An 18,847-nucleotide genomic window follows, 5' to 3' on the forward strand; every position below is an offset into this window, starting at 1 on the left:
ATTTTGATTCATCAGTCCTTTATCATCTTATAGAGCCATATAAATAATTCAGATTATATCTTGATGCGTGTTTATTTTAGCTTTATTAACAATATACTATTTTGTTTTAAAGTCTGATTTTAACAGACTGTATTTATTCATCGTCACAAATTTGTTTTGTCTAAATAGATCTTCTCGCTCAATACCATCTAAGTAAAATCCTACCTTTTTTGCAACTAAGTTACTTGCCATATTTGTTTCCTCAGCAAGAATAATCAATTTGTTAAGTTTTAATTTATCGAATGCTAGTTGGCAAATTTTATTTACGCAGTCACTGGTAATGTTATTTCTCGTGTAATCTTTATCCAACCAATAGCCAATTTCAGCTTTTTTATGTGTCATATCAATATTATGTAAATCAATACAACCGATTATTTTATCATTATCAGTTATAAAAAAGACATTTTCTTTTCCTTGTGCTTCCTGGGAAATAGATCGTTTTATAAAATTCTCGCTATCTTTTACTTCTTTAGTAAGACTAATAAAATCTAAAAATTCAGCTAAATGTTCACTATTTTTTTGAACTAAATTGAAAAATTCGTTAGACATATTGATTTCTGGTTTGACTAAACTAACTTTATGGTTAACAGGTAACTTGAAATATAGCATAGGCACCACGTCCTTTTCTTTTTTGTCATTATACCATAAGTTTTATTTGACAAATAAATAACTAGCTGATGATTTATAGAGAGTAAATTCTTTATTATTTTATTAACAAACTAATATATTAATAGTAAAAAAACCATAATTAACGAATGGTTTATCCTTGTAAAACGCTTATCAACAGATAGTTCGTTTTATAACCGAACGTTTTTAGGTATAAAAATCCATTTCGTTAAACTTTACATATATTTTACATAAACTTTACAAATGAAATTTATACTTTGATTAGTCAGTAAGATAACTGACAAAGAAAAGGAGAGAAAGAAATGAGAAAGTCTAGGTTCACTTCGCGTTTGTTACTAGTTCTAGCAAGCGCAATGTTTGTTTCTGTTTCAGTTGGAGCTGAAACATCACTTGATAAAGCACCGGAGATAAACGCTTCAAGTGTGGCAATCAATCATAAGAAAGTGTTGTTTGATAACACACATGGTCAAACAGCAGGAGCGGCAGATTGGGTAATTGATGGTGCTTTTTCTGATTTTGCAAACGCTTTAGAAAATAAAGGCTATTTTGTGAAAGAATTAAGAAAAACAACCCCTATTACTTTAGATGACTTAAAAGAATATGATGTCTTTGTTTTACCTGAAGCTAATATTCCTTATAAAGTTGGTGAACAACAAGCTATCGCAGATTACGTGAGCCAAGGCGGGGCAGTATTTTATATAGCCGATCACTATAACGCCGATCGAAATAAAAATCGTATTGATTCAAGTGAGGTTTTTAATGGTTATCGTCGAGGAGCATATTATGATATGACAAAAGACATGAGTGCAGAAGAAAAAAATTCTGATGCAATGAAAGATGTTAAAAGTAGTGATTGGTTAAGTGATACGTTTGGTATTCGTTTTAGATATAATGCTTTAGATAATATAGATAACAACAAACAAGAGTGGATCATTGAAGAGGCATTTGGTATTACAAAAGATGTGAAAAAGGTTGGTTTACATGCTGGAAGTACGCTAGCCATTACAGATAATACAAGAGCAAAAGGTTTAGTCTACCCACCAAAAGGCTTAACAAGTGCTCATAAATGGGGACACGCAGTTGACGATGGTGTTTATAATGGTGGTGGTATTGAAGAAGGTCCATATATTGCGATTAGTAAACGTGATAATGGTAAAGCGGCCTTTTTAGGCGATACATCATTAGTTGAAGATGCTTCTCCAAAATATTTAAGAGAAGAAAACGGTAAATCGAAAAAAACATATGATGGGTTTAAAGAAGCAGATGATGCCAAAATTTTAATGCAGTTGGTTGATTGGTTAGCTGAAAAAGAAACATATAAAAACTTTACTCAAAGTGATATTGTTTTATCAGAAATGACTAAGATACATGACTATGAACAACCAGAAAAAACGACGGAACCCCAAGATGAACCATGGGCGGCTCCACAAGCCGGATATAAATGGTTTGATTCTTCGACGTTTGCACCTGGAAGTTTTGGTTCGGCTAATAAAGCACCAGCACAACCACAACCAAGAACAACCGTTGTCTTTACTGATAAACCTGTAGCCAATCAATTAAATAAAGCAACAATCACAATGGAAGGTCTAACACCTAATTCAGAAGTGAAAGATTATCAGTTTGGTGTCTATATACCAACAGCTCAGAATGGGTTCGAACTTGGAAGTCAAGTAGCCAAAACAAAAATTGCTGATGGGCAACTAAGTGAAAAAATTGGTTATTCTGATAAGTTCTCAGTGAAAGCTGATATTAAAGGAACAGCAAGTGTTGAGGTTTCTTATTTTGTTGAATTTGACGGAGAGTATAATTTCCGAGTAAAACTTGGTAAAAACAATGTTCTAACTCAAAGTATCAGAATAGAAAAAGAGTCGGACACGCCACCAACACCAGAAGATAAACCATCACTTGATTATAGTATTATTGGACAAATTAAGTTCAATAAATCTGATGGTGTAGTGAAACCAGTTGACCCTGAAAATCCTAATGACACCTTAACACCAGTCAATCCTGATGGAACAGATACTAAACCAGGAACAGGTGGATTATTATCAATTGATTATGCATCTAATTTTTCTTTCGGTCAGCCAATGATTGAAACAACATTAAAAAATTACGGTGCATTTGCACAACGCTTTAAAGATAGTGATGTATTAAGAGGTAATTACGTACAAGTCAGTGATAAACGTGGTACACAAGCTGGATGGGTGTTACAAATTGTACAGAATAATCAATTTAAATCATCTAACAATGATGAATTAACGGGTGCAAAATTAGTACTTGGTAATGGAAATATCCAATCTCCAAACATGTTACAAGAAGGTTTTGATGTAAAAACAATGCCAGTACATACTGCCTCATCTCTAAAAGCAACTGACTCCAGCTTAACAGGTGGGCTTGAATTAATTCCAGGGCAAAGTCATATCGTCTTAAAAGCTGATAAAGGTCAAGGTATGGGAACATGGGTACTTTCTTACGGACAGTCGAAAGATGGAAATATTGGGTTGTTAAACGATAACAAACCACATAAATCATCTGTTATCTTAAGTGTGCCAAGTACAGCTAATCCTAAAGAAGCGTTGTATGAATCAAGTATTACTTATAAATTATCAATGGTGCCAACACCATAATGATACTATAGTTCGATGGAGTAAGATTATTCTTATTCCATCGAATTTAAGTTTATTGTAAGGAGAGTTTTAATGAAACACGTACTAAAAAAAATCTTTGTCTTGCTATTATTTTTTATGATTACGTTGTCTTTTTATGACACAACAGAGGCAAATCAGGTGGGGTTCTCCGTTGATCCAAAGTTTCCTTCCAATCAATTAGATAAAGATAGTGGGTATTTTCATATTCAGTTAAAACCAGGGAATAAACAGCAATTAAGTATCGAATTAAAAAATTACACTGACAAAGAAATTACTTTAAAAACAACAGTTGCAAGTGCCACTACTAATGTAAATGGAGTGGTTGACTATACACCAACTACTAACAAAACGGACAATAGTTTACCAGTTGATTTATCAAAGTTAATAAAAATTGATAAAGAGATTGTATTAGCAGCTAATGAAACAAAACAAGTACCTGTGTTTGTTTCAATGACCAATGAATTTGTTCCAGGCGTGATTGCTAGTGGGATTTCATTTGAAGAGATTAATTCAACCAATCAAAAATCATTGACAAACCAAACAACGGTGAATAATAAATTTTCGTATGTCTTAGCGTTATTAATGCAACAAGAAGCAAGTTTGGATGTTCAACCTGAACTTAATCTTGGTAAAGTGATGGCAAAGGATATAAATACCAAAACAAGTATTTCAGCCTATATTAGAAACGTTGCTCCTGCATATTTGAATCAAGTAAAAATTGAAAGTACTCTAACAAAAAAAGGTGAGGATAAACCTTTTTATCAGTATAAAAAAGAAAATATGCAACTTTCACCAAACTCAGTTTTTGAATTTCCAACATTTTTGAATGGTAAAAAACTAGAAAGCGGTGAGTATACGTATAAAGCAGTGATTTCAGGTATGACGGCAGAATTAAACAAAGAAGAAAGAGAAAAATTGACATGGGAATTAGAAGACGTGTTTCATGTTGAGAAAAAGCGAGCGAAAGAATTAAACGACCATGATTATCAAGTTGAAACAACTAAAGGGACATCAACAAAATGGTTAATGTTAGCAATTGTTCTAAATATCGTTTTAATTACTTCTTTTGTTAGTTATGTTTTCTTTAAAAAGAAAAAATCGTCAAATTAGCATAAAATCGTTCTTATTTTTCCTTTTAATGTGGTAGGATACGTTAAAGATGATATAAAGTTTAAGAGGAGAAAAGAAATGAGATTATGGCATGAACGAATCATTCCCAAATTGCCAAGACAACAATTATTAGGGCAACATAGAGAGTGTTGTGCGTTAAGAGGAAAAGGATGGGGAAAACCTCATTCGACTGTTAACTATGTTTTTGATTATTCACCTTATAAATTGTTTCAATATCATTGGTTAATCATGGAAGAAATGAAACATCGAGGATACAAACCTGATGAAAGTTGGGAAAGCCCACTTTATCGCGGTAAATCAATAGAAGCATATACTTTTCTACCAGAAGTAGAGCTTGAAACGCCTATTTACCCGCAACACAACGAAGACTATTTGAAAGAATGTCTTGATAATTTGGCACAAAAAGATATTTATCTATAAAAAAGAATCGACTAAGATTTTTCTTAGTTGATTCTTTTTATTGTTTTGAGTCCATTCCAAATATCAGACCTAAAGCTAACATGGTTGATACAAGAGCAGTTCCACCTTGACTTAAAAACGGTAGAGGAATACCTGTTAATGGAAGTAATCCAATTGATGCTCCAATATTCTCAACAGTTTGGAAAACTAACATGAATACTATGCCGACGCATATGTAAATATTAAAGGTTGAGTTACTTCGAATACCTGTATAGAAAATTTGGAAAAATAGATAGAAGTACAATAGTATTACTGCGGTTGCACCGACAAATCCGTATGCCTCTCCGATAAAGGTAAAGATCATATCAGATTCTCTAACGGGAACATAAACTTGTACCCCTGTCGTTCCAGTTCCAAACATCCCACCTGAGCCAATAGCAAGTAATCCTTGTACTTGTTGATACGCAATAGACGTTGCATACTCAAAAGGATCTACCCACGCTCTAATACGGTTTAATTGGTATTCTTTGAAATGCAGTGAAGATAGAATCGATTGTCCGAACTCAGTGAATACTAAAAAGATAAGTGTTCCACCTAGTAAAGCAGAAATCCCACCTAATACGGCGACAATACGCCAATTAATTCCAGATGCTATTATTAGTGCACCCAGAACGCAAATAAACACAAGACTTGTACCAAAATCTTTTTGGACAAACATTAAAAAGAAAAGAGGTAACGAATATAAAAAGAGTTTTTTTACCATATTAATATCGCTATGCAAGTCTTTAACAGGAACATTTTTATTATATTTTACCAACTCTTTTGACATAAACAGGATATAGGCTGTTTTAGCAATTTCTGATGGTTGGAATTGAAATCCGAAAATATCCAACCAACGTTTGGTGTTTGTTAACTCATACATATGTGGATCATAGAAAAAATACAGTGACCCCATCAATAGAAGAGAAAAAACATAAAACCAAGGAACGGCCTTCCAAATAAAGTCTCTCTTAATGTATTTAACGCTAAACATTAAAACAGTCCCTAATCCAACAAAGGTGAGCTGTTTAAGTGCTTGTTTTACCGGATTATTTTGATCATAGTAGGCTACCCAATACTGAACCCAAATACTTAAAATAAGCATTAAAAAAATTGGCAGTAATAAGGCGTAATTAAAATTATTTTTTTGTTGATATTCTCGTCGCTTCATGCCATCATCTTGTCCTTTATTAAGTTATATTAATTTATGAAATGATTCATACTTGTAATAAGCTACCACTTTTGATTTGATTAGTATATAGTAAAAGTGAAATTAAATGAATTTTTAACTTTTTCATTGTTATTTGGTCGAAGTTGTTGATAAAAGTTCTTGTTATTTTAATAGTTAAGACGAATAAATAGACAACAAAAAAAGAAAAGGTTAAAGTATGAATAGAAAACGATAGGGGGTATTAATTATGTATGATGTAATTATTATTGGGGCTGGACCAGGAGGGATGACTTCTGCTTTGTATGCGTCACGTTCTGGATTGTCTGTTTTAGTCATAGAACGCGGAGCTCCTGGAGGACAATTAATGAATACTGATGAGGTTGAAAACTATCCGGGATTCAACTTGATATCAGGCCCAGATTTAGCATTAAAAATGTTTGAAAACTCGTCAAATTTTGGTGCAGAACATGTTTATGGTAATGTGGTAAATATTGAAAACAATGGTGATATAAAAAAAGTTGTGTGTGATGGTGCAACTTATGAAGGTAAAACAGTGATTATCGCCTCAGGTAGTGAACATCGTAAAATCAATATTCCAGGAGAAGAAGAGTATTCAGGTCGTGGTGTTTCTTATTGTGCGGTTTGTGATGGGGCATTCTTTAGAAATCGTCATTTAGTGGTAATTGGCGGAGGAGATTCTGCAATTGAAGAAGGAATGTATTTAACACAATTTGCCAGTAAAGTAACAATTGTGCATAGAAGAGATAAATTAAGAGCACAGAAAATATTACAAGACCGCGCATTTAAAAATGAAAAAATTGAGTTTATGTGGAATAAAGTACCGATTGAAATTAATGGAAATGATACAAGTGTTCAATCAATCAAATTAGAAGACACTAAAACAGGTGAAGTAGAAGACTTGCTAGCAGATGGTGTGTTTATCTATATTGGTCTTGATCCATTAACGGACTTTGTTAATGATTTAGGTATTACTACTGAACATGGATGGATTAAAACAGATGCCCATATGTCTACAGATATCCCTGGTATCTATGCTATTGGAGATGTTCGTGATACAGTTCTAAGACAAATAGCTACAGCTGTTGGTGATGGAAGTATCGCTGGTCAAGAAGTTTATAACTATTTAAGTAGTCTAGATGATTAAGTAATAGAATAAATAAGATTCCCTTTGATAGAAGTAAAAGTATCAAAGGGATTTTTTATCGTATATATTTCACTAGTTTTTTGTAATTTTCAAAACTTTTCATGAAAACAACTATAAACCGCTTGCAAAGTGAATAGTTTTCTGATAATCTATGTGTGACTTATAAAGTGACAGTATTCTATTAAAGGAGAACATAGACATGGAAAAACAAACCATCACAATTTATGATGTGGCAAGAGAAGCAGCTGTTTCTATGGCGACGGTATCTCGTGTCGTTAATGGAAACCCAAATGTAAAACCAGCAACTAGAAAAAAAGTTCTTGAAGTAATTGAGAGACTTGACTACAGACCAAACGCTGTAGCAAGAGGATTAGCAAGTAAGAAAACAACAACAGTAGGTGTTATTATCCCTGATGTAAGTAATGCTTATTTTGCCTCATTAGCTCGAGGTATTGATGACGTGGCAACAATGTATAAATACAATATTATCTTAGCTAACTCTGATGGCAATGATGTAAAAGAAGTAAACGTATTGAATACATTACTAGCTAAACAAGTAGATGGTATTATCTTCATGGGACATCATTTAACTGAACAAATTAGAGGAGAATTTTCTCGCTCGAAAACACCAGTTGTGTTAGCTGGCTCAATTGATCCGGATAATCAAGTTGGCTCAGTTAACATTGATTATGAAGCAGCAACAAAAGATGCCACAACTCAACTCATTCAATCAGGAAATAAAAAAGTAGCCTTTATTTCTGGTTCTTTATTAGATCCAATTAATGGTATCCAACGCTTAAAAGGATATAAAGAGGCGTTGAAAGAAAATAACGTAGACTTTAATGAAGGGTTAGTATTTGAAGCTGAATACAACTATAAAGCAGGCCTTGCGTTGTATGAACGTGTTGTGAATAGTGGAGCAACTGCAGCTGTTGTAGCTGATGATGAATTAGCAGTTGGTTTATTAAATAGTTTAACTGATAATGGTGTAAAAGTACCTGAAGAATTTGAAATCATTACAAGTAATAACTCACTATTTACAGATATCGCTCGTCCAAGCGTGACAAGTATTTCTCAACCGTTATATGATATTGGTGCGGTATCTATGCGTCTATTAACAAAATTAATGAACAAAGAAGATATTGATGAAAAAAATATTGTTTTACCTTATGGATTAATTCAAAAAGGTTCAACTAAATAAAAAAGCACTGACTAAAATGTCTTAAAATAGAAAAATCCCATGCAATAAGGTTATTAAAACATTGATTGCATGGGATTTCTGTTTCATTAAAGCAGTGATTTTCCTTTAAGTGAGTATCTTTTAGGTCATCTGTTTTCTAAGTATAAAGATAGACAGAAAAGAAAATGAATATAGCACCTGCTAACACGAATAAGTGCCAGATAACGTGCATAAATTTTAAATGTTGTTTGCTATAGAAAAAAGTTCCAGCAGTATAAGATACCCCGCCTAGTACCAATAATAGGAGGCCGTTAAATCCAAGTCCTTCATATAGTGGTTTGATGGCAATGACACATAACCAACCCATCAATATATAAAGAAAATAATCTGCTTTTCCTCGCTTTTGTAGGAAGATAGATTTATAAACAATTCCTGATATGGCAAGTACCCATATAATGATAAACATCGTCCAGCCAAGCGTTCCACCAATCGTAACTAAACTATAGGGAGTATAACTTCCTGCAATTAGTAAATAAATTGAACTGTGATCAAACACTTGAAAAACTTTTTTAGCTTTAGTAAAAATTAAACTATGAAATAAAGTTGAAAATAAAAATAGAAGGATCATAGATGCACCAAAGATAGAGTAAGAAACAATACGAATTGGTGAATTCATTTGAACACCCTTTATAATAAGTAAAACAAGGCCAGCAATACTAAGGCCAGTCCCAATACCGTGAGTGATAGCATTGAATACCTCGTTTACAATTAGATATTTTTTTGAAAAAGATGGATTGTGCATACTGTATACGTCCTTTCGTTTTTTAGTGAAAAATATTTTTTTTTCTGTTATACTAAATAAACATAAAACATTAAATTAATTGTACATGAATATTGTTGGTTTTGAAAGAGGTTTGATGATGACAAAAATTAAAATAGTGACAGACTCATCTTGTATTATTCCAGAAGAGAGACTAAAACAAATTGATATCCACACCATTAGTTTATCAATCATGATTGATGGTGTCATTTATGCAAATCAAAATGAACTAGATCCTTTTGAGTTTATGACGATGATGTCTAATTCGAAAACATTGCCAAAAACAAGTCAACCGCCTATTGGTGAATTTGTTGAATTATACGACAAATTAGGAGAAGACGGCAGTGATATTATTTCCATCCATTTGACTGAGAAATTGAGTGGTACAGTCAATACTGCAAGACAAGCAGCTCAATTATCTAAATCAAATGTTACAGTGATTGATAGTGATTATATTGATCAAGGACTGGGCTTCCAAGTCTATCAAGCAGCTAAAATGGCAAAAGAAGGCACATACAACGTTGATGAGATTGTAAAAGCTGTTGAACATGTGAAGGATAATACACAGTTGTATATTGGTGTTGCCACACTTGAAAACCTTGTAAAAGGTGGACGTATTGGAAAACTAGTTGGAGCAGTATCAGGTTTTCTTAATATGAAACTTTTAATGCAATTAAAAAATGGTGAGTTAGAAGTTGTCAGTAAAGGACGAGGAAATAAGACGTTTATTAAGTGGGCAAAAGAACTAGAAAAGAAACTTTCTAGCATGTCTGTTGAGTACTTAGGTATGTCAGAGGCATCAGGAGTTGAAATATGTGAGGAAATGAAAACAATTTTTAAACAAGCGTTACCAAATTTAACCCTTCCAATTGTACATACTACACCACTTGTTGCGACACATACTGGTAAAGGCGCATTTGCGGTTATGTTTTACACAGATTAAGATAACGATAGCAGATCAACAATGGTCTGCTTTTTTGAATGAGGGATTAGGATGAAGCATTTTACGCATCGATTGAAATATGTAATGTTTTTTGTGGTAATGGTTATTATTTTTAGCATACTTGGATTAGTCTTAGTTCCAAGAGCCGATAATATCCATCTAAATAATGAAACGAAAGAAACGGAAAAGCGTATTGAAATGATTCGCTTAAGTGCAGTAGGGGATTCTTTAACAGAAGGGATTGGCGATACAACAAAGTCAGGAGGATACCTACCTTTACTTCAAAAAAATTTAGCAGATATGTATCCCGTTGATGTGTTTCAAATTGAAAACTTCGGAAAATCTGGTGATCGAAGTGACCAAATACTGAAGCGTCTAAAAAAGAATGAAGAAATGCAACAGTCTGTTCAACAAGCTAATGCTATTCTCTTGACTGTTGGAGGTAATGATTTACTGCAAGCTATACAACCTAAAATATTTAGTAAAATGACAACGAAACGTTTGGAAAGTGAAAAAGAAACATATTATGGTAGACTAGAAAAATTGTATGCTGAACTTAGGAAACTTAATCCTGATGCTCCGATTTATCAATTAGGTATTTACAATCCATTTTACTTAAATTTTTCAGATATTACAGAACTTCAGGAAATGGTTGATTTTTGGAATAAAAGCTCACAAAATTTTGTAAACGAGCAAGAAAATGCTTATTTTGTGCCTATAAATGATGATATTTATCAGGGAATTCCAGAAATTGAAAAAAGTGATGATAAAAAGAAAGAATTAAAGTCAAGTGATAGTTCATCTCTTAATGATTTGATCTCCTCCGAAGATACATTTCATCCAAATAATTTAGGTTATCAAATTATTGCCAATGCATTCGAATTAAAAATGTCAGCAACGAAGAATAAATGGTTAAAGTAGGAGATGTGTGTTCAGTGATAAATAAACAAACAGATAAAAAAAAGGTAAAAATAAATAATTTTTTTCATAATCCTTGGAAGATAGCTTTTTTAGTTCTTTTATCCATCGTGTTGGCTTTTGTGTTAGTTATTGGGTACCGTGTTAGTACACCTAGAATGACCTATGATTCTAAAACTGAAATAAAAACTAATTTTAAGGATCCGATTTTGGAAGTATCTATGACTAAGGATCAAGTGAGTCGAGCTATCAATTTTTATATCAAAGATTTATTTGATGATTCAGGTGTTGATTACGTTTTTCACCTTGATAAAGATGCCTTGATTGATGGAACTTTTTCATTGCTTGGACATGATACTCACTTTTATTTATATTTTGAGCCATTTGTTCTAGCAAATGGCGATATTCAACTTAAAGCAAAAGATTTAACTGTTGGCACTTTAAATGTCCCAATATCTGCTATGATAAGCTATATCTCTCATTCAGTTGATTTTCCTAAATGGATAGAAATAAATGCTGATGAAAAGAATGTAGTGTTACATTTACAGCAACTAAAATTAGCAAATGGAATGCGTGTAAAAGCTGAACAAATTAATCTAATAAATGATCAAATTCGCTTTAATCTCTATCTATCTGAGAATAATAAGAAATAAAGGAGCCTTTTATGAATTTTTATCATTATGTCCAAATTCATCGAGGTAAATTAGAACCATCAGATATTTCAATGCTGGCGGAAAATATATTTGAAGATTTACAGTTTCCAAAGCAAGAAACCACGTATCATAAATTATCTGATTACCTAGAAACAAATGCTTATTATGTTACAAATATGGATGTGTTTGATGAACTCTGGGAAATGTATGTGGAAGCAACTAGATAAGGATGTGTGTAAATGACAGGAAATAAACAAAAAAAAGGAACAATATCTATCACAAAATATATCGTGACAAACATTATTGTCGCTCTTTTAGCAGTTGGTGGAACGGTATTTATATATGAATCAAAAAATGGTATCTCTTCTTCATCACAGCAAGATCAGTTAGATAACTTAGCTGATTTGGCAACACTAATTGAGCAAGGTTATATCAAAGATACCGATTCGAAAAAATTATATGAAGGTGCAATGAAGGGAATGGTCGCAGCTATTGATGACCCTTATTCAACTTATTTTACTGCCGAAGAGGCAAAAGGATTTGAAGAAGATATCAATGGTAATTTTGAAGGAATTGGTGCTGTCATGACCATGACGAATGACTTACCAACTGTAGCAGAACCACCCATTAAAGATTCTCCAGCTGAAAAGGCAAAGCTTCAAGTTGGTGATGTTATTTTAAAAGTTGATGGAAAAAGTATTGAAGGACAAAGTTTAAGTGACGTTGTTAAAAAAGTAAGAGGTGAAAAAGGAAGCAGCGTTAAGTTAGATATTAAACGTGGATCTGAAACATTTCCTGTAACGATTACTCGTGATGTTATTCCAGTTGATTCTGTAACAGGTAATATTGATGAGAAGAACAAAGATATTGGGTATATAAATATCAGCAGTTTTAATTCAACAACGTCTGAAGAATTTGACAAGATGGTAACAAAATTAAGAAAAGATGGTGCAAAATCGTTTGTCATTGATGTTAGAGGCAATCCTGGTGGGATGTTAGATCAGGTAGAAAAAATAACAAGTCGATTCTTAAAAGATGGTAAACCAATTGTTAAATTTGAGAGCAAACTTGAAGATGATGAAGAACACGTAGCCAGTAAAAAATTAGATAGTGGCGAAAAAATCACTGAACCAACTGTGTTACTAGTGGATGAAAATAGTGCTAGTGCTTCTGAAATTATGGCTGGAGCATTTATTGATTCAGCTAATATTGAGGTAATAGGGACTAAAACATTTGGTAAAGGAACGGTTCAAACTGTCATTCCGATGAACGACGGTGGAGAAATTAAATTAACCATTAAAAAATGGCTAACACCAAAAGGTAAGTGGATCCATAAAAAAGGGGTCGACCCAACTATTAAGGTAGACAAACCAGACTACATTCAACACAAATTGATTGATGCCACATTAGATTATAAACTTGGTGCAGTGAACGAAAATGTCAAAGTCATTAATGAGTACTTAAAAGTTTTAGGTTACGATGTTGATGTGACGGACACTTACAGTGAGAAAACAGAAGCAGCAATTAAAGCTTTCCAACAAAAGAATAAGCTAGAAGTAACAGGAAAAGCTGATGAAAAAACAATTAATGTATTAGAAAAACAAATTGTAGAATATTGGAAACTACATGATAATCAATATGAAAAAGCTGTTGAAACGTTAGTAAAAGAAAGGACTAGTGAAAACTAGTCTTTTTTCAGGCAAACGAGAAAAATCATAAATTGTTATGGTATTTTAGGTAAAATTTTTATATCATAGACTTTGGAAAGGTAGGTGGGACTTTGGAGAAAAAGATAGTTGAGACCATTTGGCATTGGCTAAAGATGTTTGTTTTATGTACTGTTGTGATATTTATTATGCAAGCATTTATTTTTGTGCCGCTAGAAGTAACAGGAAACTCGATGTCCCCTACTTTAAAAGAGCATGATTTTGTGGTCGTTGAAAATATTTCAAGAGTCAAGCGATTTGATATTATTGTGTTTCACGCACCTGATGGGAATACATATGTTAAGAGAGTCATCGGACTTCCAGGAGATCGTATTTCTTATAAAAAAGATAGTCTTTATATAAACAACCAATTGATAGATGAGCCCTTTCTAAAAGACATTAAAAAAAAGAAAAATGAATATGTTTTAACTGCTGATTTTGACACAAGCGAGTTATTAGGTGTTAAGACGATTCCAAAAGATCAGTACTTTGTGATGGGAGATAATAGACGGGTGAGTAAAGATAGTCGCTCATTTGGCACCATATCATCTTACTCTATCATTGGTAAAGCGAGATTAGTCTATTATCCAATTCAGGATATGAAAATTATTAAACATTAAAGGAGTAATAGTATGACAATTCAATGGTTTCCAGGTCATATGGCCAAAGCCAGACGTGAAGTGGCGGAAAAGTTAAAATTAGTTGATATAGTATTGGAGATTGTTGACGCGAGACTTCCTATTTCAAGTAGAAATCCTATGTTGGATTCGTTAATTCAGCAAAAACCACGCTTGATGCTATTAAATAAGTCTGATTTAGCAGACGTCAAAGAAACACAAAGATGGCATGACTATTTTGCCTCTCAAGGAATTCATTGTTTAGCAATTAATGCGAATCAAGGAAAAGGGATTAATAAAATCACACCAAAAGTGAAAGAAATACTAGCTGAAAAAATCGAAAGACAAGCTGCTCGTGGAATGAAACATAGGCCAGTTCGTGCAATGTGTATTGGGATTCCCAATGTTGGTAAATCAACGTTATTAAATCGCTTGGCTAACAAAAATATGGCAAAAACTGGTAATACACCTGGTGTGACAAAAGGGCAACAATGGCTTAAAACTGGAAAAGATTTAGAACTCTTAGATACGCCAGGAATTTTATGGCCAAAATTTGAAGACAAAGAAATTGGTAAAAAATTAGCTTTAACAGGAGCTATAAAAGATGCATTGCTACACATGGACGACTTGGCTTTATATGGTATCGAGTTTTTTAAAGAGTATTACCCAGAGCAATTAGCCGAGCGTTATAAACTAACAGATGAAGACATGACATTAAATAACGTAGATATGTTGATGTTAATCACAAAAAAACGAGGTTTCCAAGAAGATTATGAACGTGGAAGCGTGATGATAGTTCAAGAAGTACGTGATGGTAGACTTGGCAAATACACACTAGACAGAGTTGAGGACATGACTCATGAGTGAAACGATTCAATCTATTAAAGAAAAATTTTCTCATGTTATTAATTTTTCAGATAACTTATTCGAAGAGTATTCGTCAGACGAACGAAAAGGTGTACAAAAGATTATTGAACAAACAAAAAAACGATTAGAAAAAGAAGAGTCTTTTAGAATAAAATTTGAAGAGATGACGTCTTATGAAAAACGAGCTCGAAATAACGGGTATCAAACAATTGTTGGAATTGATGAAGTTGGTCGAGGGCCTTTAGCAGGACCTGTAGTCGCAGCAGCAGTAGTCTTACCAACTGATTTTGATGGTGTTGGAATCAATGATTCAAAACAATTGTCCCTGAAAAAACGTGAAGAATTTTTTGATAAAATTATGGCAGATGCTTTGTCTGTCGGAATTGGTATTATAGATGAGGAAACGATAGACCGCGTTAATATCTATGAAGCCACAAAACTAGCTATGGTTGCTGCAATCAATCAATTGGATGTGTCACCTGATTATTTATTAATTGATGCGATGACTTTACCAGTTGATATTGCACAAGAAAGCATCATAAAAGGAGATGCTAATAGCATCTCAATTGCTAGTGCGAGTATTATCGCGAAAGTGACACGTGATAGAATGATGGTAGAATACGATAAAGAATTTCCTGGTTATGGCTTTGCTAATAATGCTGGATATGGAACGAAAGAGCATTTAGACCAATTGAAAACCAATGGAATCACGCGAATTCATCGAAAATCATTTGAACCAATTAAAAGCATGATAAAATAAATAAAAGCTCTTTTGCGTATGTTAATTAAAAACATATAGCAAAGGAGTTTTTTATGCATCAATTAATTATATTTCGTTTAAAACACGTCAAAGGGATTGGCAATATTGGAAGATTAAGGTTGTTAAATTATTTACTAGAAAATAGCGAAGATGTTTGTTTTCATACTATGATTCATTTAGCTAAAGTAAAACCAACACATCAGTCAATTTTTATTGAAAGTTTTAAAGAAAGTCAAAAGATATCATCTCAAGATTTAGACTATTTTTTGGAACAATATGGATTGTTAACTTATTTAGATGAGGATTATCCAAAGCTATTATCAGAAATATACAATCCGCCAATTGCGCTATTTTATAAAGGAAGAAAAGAATTATTAAAAACTAAAATGATTTCAATTATTGGGTCAAGAGAACAAACAGATTTTGGAAAAAGTATCATTGAAACCATGGTTCCACCTATTGTCGATGAAGGGATTACTATAGTGAGCGGTTTGGCAAAAGGCAATGACACTTGTGCACAAAAATTGGCTATTAGAAGACAAGGAAATACCATTGGAGTTTTAGGATTTGGTCTTGATAGAGTTTACCCTAAAGAAAACTTTCGCTTACAAGAATACATGTATGACCATCAACTTGTCGTGACGGAATATTTACCTCATGATGCACCACTAGCTTATCATTTTCCTGAAAGGAATCGAATTATCGCAGGACTGTCTTCTGCGACACTTGTTGTTGAGTCGAAGAAAAAGAGTGGAACTTTTATTACTGCACACCTTGCACTAGAGGAAGGGCGAAATGTTTTTGCTATTCCAAATAGTCCATTAGTAAAAGAATCTGAAGGGTGCTTGTCGTTGATTCAAGATGGGGCAAAATGCATTAGTCATGTGAAAGATATTTTAGAAGAAATGTAGAAATCCTTGACAAATACTATATCAATAGATAATATGATAAACGATTGCCGAAATGGTATATATAGAAGTATAAATTGTAAAAAAAGAGAGGAAGAGGGGCATGAGTTACAAATATTTAGTGATTGTGGAATCCCCTGCTAAAGCTAAAACGATCGAGAAATATCTCGGTAAAAACTATAAAGTCGTAGCAAGCGTTGGGCATATTAGAGATTTGCCTAAAAGTAAAATGGGTATTGATATAGAAAATAATTTTGAACCTCACTACATAAACATTCGAGGAAAAGGTCCTGTTATTAAGGATTTAAAAAAATATGCAAAAAAAGCTCAAAAAGTTTATCTCGCAGCCGATCCGGACCGCGAGGGGGAAGCGATTGCATGGCATTTGGCTCATATATTAGAGTTAGATTTAGAAGATAATAATCGAGTGGTGTTTAACGAGATTACCAAAGAAGCGGTAAAACAAGCGTTTAAAGAACCACGAAAAATAAATATTGATTTGGTCGATGCACAACAAGCTAGACGTATATTAGACCGTTTAGTTGGTTACTCAATTAGTCCTTTACTATGGAAGAAAGTTAAAAAAGGATTGAGTGCAGGTCGTGTGCAATCTGTTGCGCTAAAAATGATAATTGACCGTGAAGAAGAAATTAGAAACTTTAAACCTGAAGAGTACTGGAGTATTCCAGGAACATTTTTAAAGAATAAGGCAAAATTCTCTGCTAACTTTTATGGTGTAGACGGTAAAAAAGTAAAACTGTCTACTGAAAAAGATGTTAAAGAAGTCACTTCAAAGCTAACTGGAAGAGATTATGACGTCGTGAAAGTAACCAAAAAGGAACGTAAAAGAAATCCGGCGAATCCCTTTACAACAAGTAGTTTGCAACAAGAAGCTGCTCGTAAATTAAATTTTAGAACTAGAAAAACAATGATGGTAGCACAACAACTTTACGAAGGAATTAAACTAGGTAAAGGGCAAGGAACAGTCGGTTTGATTACTTATATGAGAACGGACTCAACTCGACTATCAGACACAGCAAAAAGTGAAGCATATGATTTTATCGTAGAAAAATATGGTCAAGAGTTCTTTGATTCAAAGAAAAAACCTGCTAAAAAAGCAGAAGGCGCGCAAGACGCACATGAGGCAATTCGTCCATCAAGTGTGATGCGTACACCTGAATCAATTAAAGAATACTTGGATAAAGACCAGTTTAAATTGTATTCATTAATCTGGTCACGTATGGTAGCAAGTTTAATGTCACCAGCAGTTATGGATACAATGCGCGTTGATTTAACACAAAATGGTGTGATGTTTGTTGCAAATGGATCGAAAGTTAAATTCCCTGGATTTATGAAAGTTTATGTTGAGGGAAAAGATGAGGGCAAAGAAGAAAAAGATAATATTCTTCCTGAGTTAGAAGTCGGTGATGTTGTTAAATCTGTTGATATCGAACCAAAACAACATTTTACTCAACCGCCAGCACGATACAGTGAAGCAACACTGGTTAAAACATTGGAAGAGCAAGGTGTGGGACGTCCATCAACATACGCACCAACGCTTGAAACGATTCAACGTCGTTACTATGTAAAATTAAATGCTAGACGTTTTGAGCCGACTGAACTTGGTGAAATTGTGAATACGATTATGTGTGAGTACTTCCCACAAATTGTTGATACAACCTTCACCGCTGAGATGGAAAAAGAACTCGATGCGATAGCTGAACATAAAGAAAAATGGGTCGATGTTATCAGTCGTTTCTATCATCCATTTGAAAAAGAATTGGCTACAGCAGAAGAAAAAATGGAGAAAATCCAAATTAAAGATGAGCCGGCCGGTTTTGACTGTGAAGAATGTGGCTCACCAATGGTTATAAAATTAGGTAAATATGGGAAGTTTTATGCATGTAGTAATTTCCCTGATTGTCGAAACACAAAAGCCATTGTTAAAAAAATCGGCGTGACATGTCCAACTTGTAAAAAAGGTGATGTCATCGAGAAGAAAACGAAAAAGAATCGTATTTTTTATGGATGTGACCGATACCCTGATTGTGAATTTACATCATGGGATAAACCAATCGGACGCGACTGTCCTAAGTGTAATCACTATCTTGTACAGAAAAAAGTTCGTGGTGGTATGCAAATTATTTGTAGTAACTGCGACTATCAAGAAGACGTGCAAAAATAAAGATAGGTTTCTTTTTATAAATTGTGTATAATGCTTAGGAGGACAAGAGAACTCACTCTTGTCCTCTACTT

The 18,847-nt window shown here is 33.4% G+C and carries 18 protein-coding genes; 15 read left to right on the forward strand and 3 right to left on the reverse strand.

The genetic code is table 11. The features are described from left to right. Positions 1-96: 96 nt before the first annotated feature. Positions 97-648 (reverse strand): GNAT family N-acetyltransferase, encoded by a 552-nt coding sequence (locus BHY08_RS04525; RefSeq protein ID WP_071456742.1) that lies wholly within the window; start codon positions 646-648, stop codon positions 97-99. Positions 649-968: 320 nt separating this feature from the next. On the opposite strand from BHY08_RS04525, the gene BHY08_RS11380 reads away from it, so the two are divergent. From BHY08_RS11380 to BHY08_RS04540, 3 genes are all read left to right on the forward strand, one after another. Further along, on the forward strand, positions 969-3,293 hold the full coding sequence (locus tag BHY08_RS11380; RefSeq protein WP_071456743.1) for a WxL domain-containing protein: 2,325 nt from the start codon (positions 969-971) through the stop codon (positions 3,291-3,293). Between the two features lie 72 nt (positions 3,294-3,365). Next, a complete protein-coding gene (locus tag BHY08_RS04535) occupies positions 3,366-4,424 on the forward strand; it encodes a WxLIP family cell surface protein (RefSeq protein WP_071456744.1) in 1,059 nt (352 codons plus the stop codon). 78 nt (positions 4,425-4,502) lie between these two features. Next, a complete protein-coding gene (locus BHY08_RS04540; RefSeq protein ID WP_071456745.1) occupies positions 4,503-4,865 on the forward strand; it encodes a TIGR02328 family protein in 363 nt (120 codons plus the stop codon). Between the two features lie 37 nt (positions 4,866-4,902). Here the strand turns inward: BHY08_RS04540 and BHY08_RS04545 are convergent, their stop codons facing one another. After that, positions 4,903-6,054, reverse strand: coding sequence for an FtsW/RodA/SpoVE family cell cycle protein (locus tag BHY08_RS04545; RefSeq protein ID WP_071456746.1), 1,152 nt, complete (start codon positions 6,052-6,054; stop codon positions 4,903-4,905). A 247-nt stretch (positions 6,055-6,301) separates the two neighbouring features. On the opposite strand from BHY08_RS04545, the gene trxB reads away from it, so the two are divergent. Together trxB and ccpA are read left to right on the forward strand one after the other, a co-directional pair. Beyond that, entirely contained in the window at positions 6,302-7,219 is a 918-nt protein-coding gene (gene trxB / locus BHY08_RS04550) for a thioredoxin-disulfide reductase (RefSeq protein WP_071456747.1), read from the forward strand. A 199-nt stretch (positions 7,220-7,418) separates the two neighbouring features. Then, entirely contained in the window at positions 7,419-8,420 is a 1,002-nt protein-coding gene (gene ccpA / locus BHY08_RS04555) for a catabolite control protein A (RefSeq protein WP_071456748.1), read from the forward strand. A gap of 136 nt (positions 8,421-8,556) precedes the next feature. On the opposite strand, the gene trhA is transcribed toward ccpA, so the two are convergent. Next, on the reverse strand, positions 8,557-9,201 hold the full coding sequence (gene trhA / locus BHY08_RS04560) for a PAQR family membrane homeostasis protein TrhA (protein WP_071456749.1): 645 nt from the start codon (positions 9,199-9,201) through the stop codon (positions 8,557-8,559). 118 nt (positions 9,202-9,319) lie between these two features. On the opposite strand from trhA, the gene BHY08_RS04565 reads away from it, so the two are divergent. From BHY08_RS04565 to topA, 10 genes are all read left to right on the forward strand, one after another. Beyond that, positions 9,320-10,162 (forward strand): DegV family protein, encoded by an 843-nt coding sequence (locus BHY08_RS04565; protein WP_071456750.1) that lies wholly within the window; start codon positions 9,320-9,322, stop codon positions 10,160-10,162. Between the two features lie 51 nt (positions 10,163-10,213). Next, positions 10,214-11,083: an SGNH/GDSL hydrolase family protein gene (locus BHY08_RS04570; protein WP_071456751.1), complete on the forward strand. Its 870-nt coding sequence runs from the start codon at positions 10,214-10,216 to the stop codon at positions 11,081-11,083. Positions 11,084-11,097: 14 nt separating this feature from the next. After that, positions 11,098-11,733: a YpmS family protein gene (locus tag BHY08_RS04575; protein WP_169817663.1), complete on the forward strand. Its 636-nt coding sequence runs from the start codon at positions 11,098-11,100 to the stop codon at positions 11,731-11,733. A gap of 11 nt (positions 11,734-11,744) precedes the next feature. Beyond that, positions 11,745-11,960, forward strand: coding sequence for a YozE family protein (locus BHY08_RS04580; protein WP_071456753.1), 216 nt, complete (start codon positions 11,745-11,747; stop codon positions 11,958-11,960). A gap of 12 nt (positions 11,961-11,972) precedes the next feature. Further along, on the forward strand, positions 11,973-13,421 hold the full coding sequence (locus tag BHY08_RS04585) for a S41 family peptidase (protein WP_071456754.1): 1,449 nt from the start codon (positions 11,973-11,975) through the stop codon (positions 13,419-13,421). A gap of 92 nt (positions 13,422-13,513) precedes the next feature. After that, positions 13,514-14,059, forward strand: a complete 546-nt coding sequence (lepB, locus tag BHY08_RS04590) for a signal peptidase I (protein WP_233541898.1) — start codon at positions 13,514-13,516, stop codon at positions 14,057-14,059. Between the two features lie 12 nt (positions 14,060-14,071). Then, on the forward strand, positions 14,072-14,923 hold the full coding sequence (gene ylqF / locus BHY08_RS04595) for a ribosome biogenesis GTPase YlqF (RefSeq protein WP_071456755.1): 852 nt from the start codon (positions 14,072-14,074) through the stop codon (positions 14,921-14,923). Further along, the gene (locus tag BHY08_RS04600; RefSeq protein ID WP_071456756.1) at positions 14,916-15,683 is read left to right on the forward strand and encodes a ribonuclease HII; all 768 of its coding nucleotides are present in this window, start codon (positions 14,916-14,918) and stop codon (positions 15,681-15,683) included. Before ylqF ends, BHY08_RS04600 begins: the two co-directional genes overlap by 8 nt. Before the next feature lie 53 nt (positions 15,684-15,736). Then, positions 15,737-16,594, forward strand: a complete 858-nt coding sequence (dprA, locus tag BHY08_RS04605) for a DNA-processing protein DprA (protein ID WP_071456757.1) — start codon at positions 15,737-15,739, stop codon at positions 16,592-16,594. 100 nt (positions 16,595-16,694) lie between these two features. Next, positions 16,695-18,776 carry a type I DNA topoisomerase gene (gene topA / locus BHY08_RS04610; protein ID WP_071456758.1) on the forward strand — a complete coding sequence of 694 codons (2,082 nt, stop codon included), beginning with the start codon at positions 16,695-16,697 and terminating at the stop codon, positions 18,774-18,776. The last annotated feature ends 71 nt before the right edge of the window (positions 18,777-18,847 follow it).

Source organism: Vagococcus teuberi (assembly GCF_001870205.1).
In the GTDB taxonomy this organism is placed as follows: Bacteria; Bacillota; Bacilli; order Lactobacillales; family Vagococcaceae; genus Vagococcus; species Vagococcus teuberi.